Origin of the sequence: uncultured Clostridium sp., from assembly GCF_934754925.1 — a bacterium.
Taxonomy (GTDB): Bacteria; Bacillota; Clostridia; order Clostridiales; family Clostridiaceae; genus Clostridium.
The window spans coordinates 63193-71631 of the sequence record NZ_CAKVJA010000010.1; the positions used below are offsets into that span (position 1 = coordinate 63193).

Sequence of the window (8439 nt, forward strand, 5' to 3'; positions counted from 1 at the left end):
TTGCAACTACTATACTTGTATACTAGCATATTAATATATGAATTACAATAGTTTTTTGAAAACATTTAAACTTATATGTATAATAAAAAGCCATAAAATATTTAATTTTTTATTTTATGACTTTGTTTTATATTATAATTTTTAGTTTTAATAAATAAATTTAATACTTTTTTATATTTTTTATTATTTTTTTATATATTTTATTTCTGTATTAGACTATATAACTATATATTTCATTATCTTCTTCTATTAATTTTTGCCATTGTTCTACAGGTTCTTTAATGTGCTTTGACACAACATCATCAATAATCTCAACCTTTTTATTTTTTATAATATCTAAATATATTATATGCTGATCTACTAAAAACTGTTTATTTAACTTCTTCTCAGCAAGTAATCTCATTCTGTTATAATGAGTGCTTATATTACAAATAGACTCCCATACATTAGCCTTATTTATTCCAACAAATAACAATCTGTGAAATTCCTTATCTAAATTATGAAATTCTAATAGGTTATCTCCTTTTTTTGCAATTAATTTTTGTGCAAATAAACTCTTTTCCATTTCCATTAATATCTCTTCAGAAAAACTTTCACATGCTTCTTTTAATGCTTCCTTCTCTAAATTATATCTAATAAAAATAGCTTCTTCTATCAAATTTCGATCTATTAAAGAAACATAAGTACCAGCTTGTGGTTTAACTTCTATTAACTTTTCAGCTTTAAGCTTTATTAATACTTCTCTTATTGGCGTTCTTGATACGTTGAGCTTTTTAGCTAATTCTGACTCACTTAATAACTCTCCTGGTTTTAACTCCAAGCACATAATATTATCCTTCAATACTCTATATACATAGTCTTTACCGGTTTCTTTATCTAATTTTTCATAAAGAATCATTTTTTTCCCCCTATTAAATATTACTACTAATGCTAAATTTAAATATATTTCTAGTACACTAGTATATCATATTGTTTGCAAAAAAAAAATTAGGTATACATAATATACCTAATTAAATTATAAATTTTAACTAATATTATTTTTTATATCCAAACTCAGGTATATTTCTCCATCTTTCACGTAAGGAATGTGCTATCATTTTAGGCTTTCTTTCTCTAGTAAATATACCCTTTTTATTACCTTGAACTCTTATAATACCCTGACTTGTTGCAAAATCAGCAAAATTCCATGTTTGTTCTCCAACAAAGTTTTTACATTTATCTACAACCTCATGGTTAGCTTTATAGTATTCAACTTGATATTCTTCAGTAAACATAACTGGAACTGTATCATGCATACCTGCAACAGTATCTGCTCCATATTCAGTAAACATTATAGGGGTATTAGGACATCTCTCTTCCCATCCTCTTAGCTCTTCTGCAAGAAGCCTTTTAGCTTCTTCTAAATCTCCTCCTGCTATATACCACCCATAATATCTATTTAAACATAATACATCTACTATATCACCGACTTTACATTTATCTGGTGTAGAATATAAATATGTAACCACAGTTACAGGTCTTTTTTGAGGATCTAATTCCTTAGTTAATTTTATTAATGGTTCGAAGTATTCCTTTGCGCCTTCAGAATCAGAATCTGGTTCATTTGCTACAGACCACATTACAACACAAGGATGATTCTTATCCCTTGTTACTAATTCTTTTAAAACTTTTTCATGAGCTTCCTTAGTTCTAATTTCCTTCCAAGTATCTCTTCTTTGAGCTCCTCCAAATCCAGTAGCCATAAAGTTTAAATGTACTCCAACTGCTGGTGTTTCGTCTATTACAACTATTCCTTCCCTATCTGCTAATCTCATTATTTCTTCTGAATAAGGATAGTGTGCAGTTCTAAATGAATTTGCTCCAATCCACTTCATTAGATTAAAGTCTTTTATATTAACAGCTTCATTTATTCCTCTTCCATTTATATATGAATCCTCATGCTTACCAAATCCTTTAAAGTAAAATGGCTTATTATTAATTAAGAACTTTCCTTCTTTAACCTGAACAGTTCTTACTCCAAACTCCTCTAAATAAGTATCAATTATAGACTCATTATTTATTAATTCTACTTTTAATTTATATAAGTATGCGTTCATAGGCTCCCATAGTTTAACATTATCTATAGTAAGCTTTCCACAGTCTCCTATACCCTCTGAAACTACATTATTATCTTCATCAATTATTGATACATTAACATTTCCTTCTCCAACAACTTTTACTTCATAGTTAATATATCCAGTATTTTCAGAAAAATCAGTAACAATAGTTATATCTTCTACATAATTTTTTGGCGTTGTATATATTTTTACTGGTCTATGTATTCCAGCATAATTAAAGAAGTCAAAGTTAACAGCATTTTTTATAACCTTTTCTCCATTTATCTCTTCTTCTTTTACCAAACCTACTGGTAGTGTAGTCTCATCAATTATATTATTAACAGCAACAGTTAATCTATTTTCTCCTTGTACTAATAAATTATTTATTTCAGCTTCAAAAGGAGTAAACCCACCCTTATGTTCAACTAAAAATTTTCCATTTAGATAAACCTTTGCCTCATGTGTTACTGAGCCAAATCTTAATACTATTCTTTCATTAAGTAAAGTCTTTGGCACTATAAAATTTCTTTCATACCATACCCATCCTACATGATCTCTTACCTCTTGGCTTTCTACTAAGTCATTGTATGATGCCGGAACTGCCATTTCCATAGTATCTTTTAATGGTGATTTGCTTAGCTCTTCACTTAAACCATATCCTTTATCTAATTTGAATTTCCATATACCATTTAAATCTATTAATTGTCTTGATTCAGTAATTATTGGATATAACATAAAAATTCCTCCTAATATATACTTTTTATAGCCTTATTAATTATTTTTATCTACATATATTATCTTTTTACATTACATAATCCATCTTCTATAAATGAATTAATTGTATCCTCATCAATTATGTTTATATCTCCTATTATGGAGTGTTTTAAAGAGCTTGCACATGTTCCAAACTCTACAATTCTCTCATTTTCCATTTCACTTAATATTCCATGAAGTATTCCTGCTGTAAAAGCATCTCCTCCACCAACTCTATCTAATATGTCAAACGTGTATGAATTTGATTTAAATAATTCTTTTCCATCAAATAAATATCCCTGTAATGTATTATTATTTATTGAATTTACAGTTCTTTTAGTACATGCGCTATATTTTAAATTTGGATATTTTTCAAATAAATTTTTATAATGATATTCTAATTTTTCCTCAAACTCTAAATTATTATCATTAAACTTTAATATATTAACCATATCTAAATATCCTAAAAAGGCAAAATCTACATATGGTAATATTTCTTCTAATACCTCTTTAGCTTCATCTATAGACCATAACTTTGATCTATAATTTGAATCATAAGAAACTAATACCCCTTGTTTTTTGCATTCTTTTACAATATCTATTATTAATTCTTTTAAATTTTTACTTAAAGCGGGAGTTATTCCTGATAAATGTACTAATCCAACACCATCTAACATATTTTTTATATTAAATTCATCCTTTTCTGCCATAGATATGGCTGAATACTTTCTATCATATATAACTTCAGTGCTTCTAAGTCCATGTCCAATTTCAGAATAATAGACACCTAATCTACCTTCCCCTAATACAATATCGTTTACATCAACATTATAACTTCTAAATTTACTTATTACTTTCTTTCCTAAATAATTATCCGGAACCTTAGTTATAAATTTAGTATCATGACCTAATATAGCAAGACTTGCTATTACATTTGCTTCTCCCCCAGAATATACAGCCTCAAAGGAATTGGCCTGTACTATCTTTTGATTATTAGGAGGAGTAAGCCTTAACATTATTTCTCCAAAACCTAATACTTTTTTGCTTTTGAATCCTAAATCTTTCACTTAACCCCCACCTTTATTTAAATTATATAAATTCTACTTAGATAAATTTAATTTAAATTCATCTATAACCTTTTTTTGATATTCTCCAATAAATAAGTTGTTAGTAAATTTATTTAAAACCTCTTTAATAAATCTCTTCCATGATTCTTTCTCTTTTCTAACCATTATTGGATAAAATGAAACTTCATTTTCTTCAGCTGCCTTAAGATCTCCTAAAGCATCACCAACCATTAATACATTTGTTCTATTATATCCCTTTTCAATAAGCTTTCTTATACAATAAGCCTTTGATCCAATATTTTGAGTTAAAACTATATCAACACTTTCTAAAAGCCCATGTTGACTCCACTCATCTAAAACAGCTTTTTCATTTGCAGATGATACTATTGCTATATCCGCTATCTTTGCAGCTTCTAATATTGCTTCTTTTACCCCTTCAAATGGACATTTTTCATCATCACTTAATAAATCAATAGATTTATTGACTGCTTTAGACCATTCTAAAGCCTTTTTTACACAAATGTTATTTGTTTTTTCTATTTCAATCTCTAAAGATTCGTTTGAAAGTTCTTTAGTTTCTTCTGTCCACTTTAAAAATACATCTAATCCTTCAATTTTTGTATATTTATCATTAATTTCTGTAAGGGCTACTGCTAATCCCTTAAATCTATTTATTCCTCTTGTTAATGTATAAAGGTTAACTTCATTCCAACTTTCTAATATAGGCTCTTTCCACTCTTCAAGATTCCACTCTGTTACCATACATGGCCCAAAACACTTAATATGTTTTATATCCATAGTATCTATTGCACATCCATCAGAGTCTATACAAATAAGAAAATTCTTCTTTTTATTAAATTGTTCTAAAATATTACTCATTTCTCTTTCACCTACTATTAGTTATTTAAATATTTAATTTTGTTAGTGTTAATGCAGCTATCTGGATATTAATTTGGGTAAATGGTGTAAGTTTATAGATATCTATTTCTTTACATTAACACTAACTTTTAAAATAGCTTTTAACAATATATTTTGATAGCTCTACTAGTATACTAGCATATTAGTATTCATTTTTCAATATAATTTCAATTTTTTTGCAACAATCATAACCAAAATAAATACAAGTAAATAGCTTATTTATATTTACTTGTATTTATTAAAGTTACTTTATTTCCATATTATTTTAATTTTTAAAATTTCATTATCCAGTTGCGCTATTATATTATAACCTAGTTTTTCTACTAATATCTTTGTTATATATAATCCCAATCCAGTATTTCTATCGCTTCTAGAGTTATCCACAGTATAAAATCTATCAAACAATTTATCCACATTTTCTGCTGTTAATCCTGTTGCTTTGTTAGTAAACTCTGTAATTATCATATCATTTTCTTGCTTTAAGGTTATTTTTACAAAGCTTTCACCATGCTTAATCATATTTGTTATTAAATTAGAAAAAATTCTATTAATAGCACCATCATCCGATATAATATCTTTGACATTTTCATCAATTTCAATAATTGGTTCAATATTATTATTCCTAAAGTCATTATAAAATACAGCTATATTTTCGCATAGTATGCTACTTAAATTAACTTTTTTATAATTAAAGTTATATTCATTTCCTTCCATTCTAGATAAATCATAAAAACTACTAATAAGTTGTTGTAAAGACTTTGTTCTTTTTTCTACTATATCCATATATTCCTTTTTATCCGCCTCTGATGACTTTTCTGATTTTATCATTTGTAAATATCCCATTATAGATGTTAATGGTGTTCTTAAATCATGAGACATATTAGATATACCTTCCCTTATTTTCTCTTCATTTTTATTTTTTTCTGCTACAATTTTCTGCCTTGAATCAAATATTAAGTTTATACTTGCAACTAGATTCTCTATATCCTTATCTACAAATTTTGTTTTTATATTTGCATATTCATCTAGATTCTCAATAATTTGCTTATTTATTCTTCTGAATTCTCTCTTATATCCTATAATTATTGTAATTAAAAAAATAATTATTGCTATTAAACATATTACCACTATATTTCCCCTCTTCTAATCCCAATTTTTGATGATATCTCCTAATATACATTATATTCTATATATTATATATTTCCAATAATTTATAAATATAGACAAGTCACCTCTGAGGCACCCCAGAGGCAACTTGTCTATAATCTATTAAACTTTTCACTACCTATTTTATCTAATATCTTAATTGAAACAAATAATGTTATCAAAAATAAAATTAGCACTACAGTTAAAATAATCATAATATTAGTAACATTAAATATTTCAACTAATACAACTGATACCCCTATTAGTGCTAAGATTAATATCATTATTCCTAAAATAGTAATCATTACACTTGTACTTTGTTTTACTACCGTTGTTGGATTTGTCCAATCCATTTTTGGAAAATATAAATTAATTATTAATCCCAATACTGCTGATACACCTGAAAATACTATACTTATCATTATATTAAGTATTAAATATTTAATCTCAAATTTTAAGCCTATATAAAATATAATATTTGCTACAATAGCTGATGGAATTGTTATTATTAAATTAGTTATTATCTTTCCTTTAAATATATCCTTAGGCTCTATTGGTAAAGATTTTAATATCCATAATCTATTTCCTTCTAATGATATAGATGAATTTGTTGTGCAAGATAATCCAATAGTAAATACTAATAGCACTAATATTGCTACTGGAATAATATTTACTATGTCTGGATATCCCATTAACTCTGCTAATGTTTCTTTACTTATAAATAAAGTTGCTATTGATGCTACAACTAATAAAACCATTCCAAATGCTGTATTCATAACATAAATAGGTGTTGCAAAATATCTTCTTAGCTCTTGCATAACTAGAGCTTTTGTGATACTACTTGATTGCAATCTTTCAACCTTATAATTTGCTTTCTTATAACTTTCAGCTAACTTTCCATTTATAACCTTAAATGTTTTGCTAAATACTATAATAAATATTACAAATGGAATTATTGATATTACCATAAACTTTATCAAATCAACAATATTATAATTTACTAAAGCATCTTTTAAATACATTGCTGGTGGATATATACTAGATAATCCTTTCACTATTGAATCACTATTTTCAACAAATGTATTAATATAATTTTGCATATTCATTGAAACTATCATAATTAATAAAAACGCTATCAACCCTACTACTATAGTTACTATATTTTTATGCTTAAATCTTGATGATATAAATGTTATAAAAATAGCTATTATTGATGCTGCTATTATAGGAAGCATTGGTATAAATAATAATCCTATTAATAGTATAATAAAGAAAACCCATGATAAACTTCCATTATAAATAAAATACACTATTGATGCTGGTACTATTATAAGTGCTGTTTCTATATAGCTTATAGACATTAAACTTATGATTTTACTAGTTAATATTGTGCTATTTTTAATAGGTAAAGACATTAATAAATCATAATCCTTAGAACTAAATAATGTGCCTTGTGCTTTGTAAATTGACATTATAAAACTTAAAATACAAGAGAATAATATAGCAACTATTAATATTAAATCTAAATATCCCATAGGTTTTAGTACTATAGCTAATGCAATTGAATATGATGTGGACACAAAACATATTACTGTAGCTATTAATAACAATGTTGCTGTAGTAATAAGCAACTTCTTTTTTTCTCTGGAATTATCTATTCCCTTAGATAAAGAATTAATACCAGTACTATTTACAAATGAATTTTTTAATAAAATAAATAAATTACTCATTATCAATCAACTCCATAAATACATCTTCTAAAGAACTGTTTCCCTTTACCTCTTCCGTATCCCCTACTACAACTATCTTTCCTTGTTTAATAATTGCAATCTTATCACATAACTTTTCTGCAACTTCTAATACATGTGTTGAGAAGAATATTGCACTCCCCTCATTACAAATCTCCCTCATTATTTCTTTTAATGCATGTGATGCCTTAGGATCTAACCCAACAAAAGGCTCATCTAATATTAATAATTTTGGTTTATGTATTAGTGCTGATATTACTGCTAACTTTTGTTTCATTCCATGAGAATATGAAGATATTAAGTCTCCTAAATATTTAGTTAGTTCAAATTTATCTCCATAATACTTAATTAACTCTTCTCTTTGTTCTTTGCTTACTTTATAAATATCTGCTATAAAACTTAGATATTGTATTCCTGTTAAAGCTTCATAAAGGTCAGGATTATCTGGAATGTATGCCATTACTTTTTTACATTCTATTGGACTTTTCTTTATAGACTTATTATCTATTAATATATCCCCATCATTAAATTCTAGAATACCTACTATAGATTTAATAGTAGTTGTTTTTCCTGCTCCATTATGACCTATAAATCCAAATATTTCTCCACTGTTTACAGTTAAAGATATGTTATCTACAGCTTTTTTACCTTTTGAATACTCCTTTGAAAAATTATTTATTTTTAACATACAAAACACCTCTTTCAAATATT

Annotated in this window: 7 protein-coding genes; all 7 read right to left on the reverse strand. The window is 26.4% G+C overall.

Annotation, left to right across the window (positions count from 1 at the left end; all coding sequences use genetic code 11):
- Window positions 1-211: 211 nt before the first annotated feature.
- The 7 genes from Q0G30_RS05550 to Q0G30_RS05580 all read right to left on the reverse strand — a co-directional run bounded on the left by Q0G30_RS05550 (window position 212) and on the right by Q0G30_RS05580 (window position 8416).
- Window positions 212-898 (reverse strand): GntR family transcriptional regulator, encoded by a 687-nt coding sequence (locus tag Q0G30_RS05550; RefSeq protein ID WP_294387624.1) that lies wholly within the window; start codon window positions 896-898, stop codon window positions 212-214.
- A gap of 136 nt (window positions 899-1034) precedes the next feature.
- Entirely contained in the window at window positions 1035-2831 is a 1797-nt protein-coding gene (uidA, locus tag Q0G30_RS05555) for a beta-glucuronidase (RefSeq protein ID WP_294387627.1), read from the reverse strand.
- A gap of 59 nt (window positions 2832-2890) precedes the next feature.
- Window positions 2891-3916 (reverse strand): sugar kinase, encoded by a 1026-nt coding sequence (locus Q0G30_RS05560; RefSeq protein WP_294387629.1) that lies wholly within the window; start codon window positions 3914-3916, stop codon window positions 2891-2893.
- A gap of 33 nt (window positions 3917-3949) precedes the next feature.
- A complete protein-coding gene (locus Q0G30_RS05565) occupies window positions 3950-4795 on the reverse strand; it encodes an HAD hydrolase-like protein (protein WP_294387632.1) in 846 nt (281 codons plus the stop codon).
- 288 nt (window positions 4796-5083) lie between these two features.
- Window positions 5084-5962, reverse strand: coding sequence for a HAMP domain-containing sensor histidine kinase (locus Q0G30_RS05570; protein WP_294387634.1), 879 nt, complete (start codon window positions 5960-5962; stop codon window positions 5084-5086).
- A 131-nt stretch (window positions 5963-6093) separates the two neighbouring features.
- Window positions 6094-7710: an ABC transporter permease gene (locus Q0G30_RS05575; protein WP_294387636.1), complete on the reverse strand. Its 1617-nt coding sequence runs from the start codon at window positions 7708-7710 to the stop codon at window positions 6094-6096.
- Window positions 7703-8416: an ABC transporter ATP-binding protein gene (locus Q0G30_RS05580; RefSeq protein ID WP_294387640.1), complete on the reverse strand. Its 714-nt coding sequence runs from the start codon at window positions 8414-8416 to the stop codon at window positions 7703-7705. Before Q0G30_RS05580 ends, Q0G30_RS05575 begins: the two co-directional genes overlap by 8 nt.
- Window positions 8417-8439: the final 23 nt, after the last annotated feature.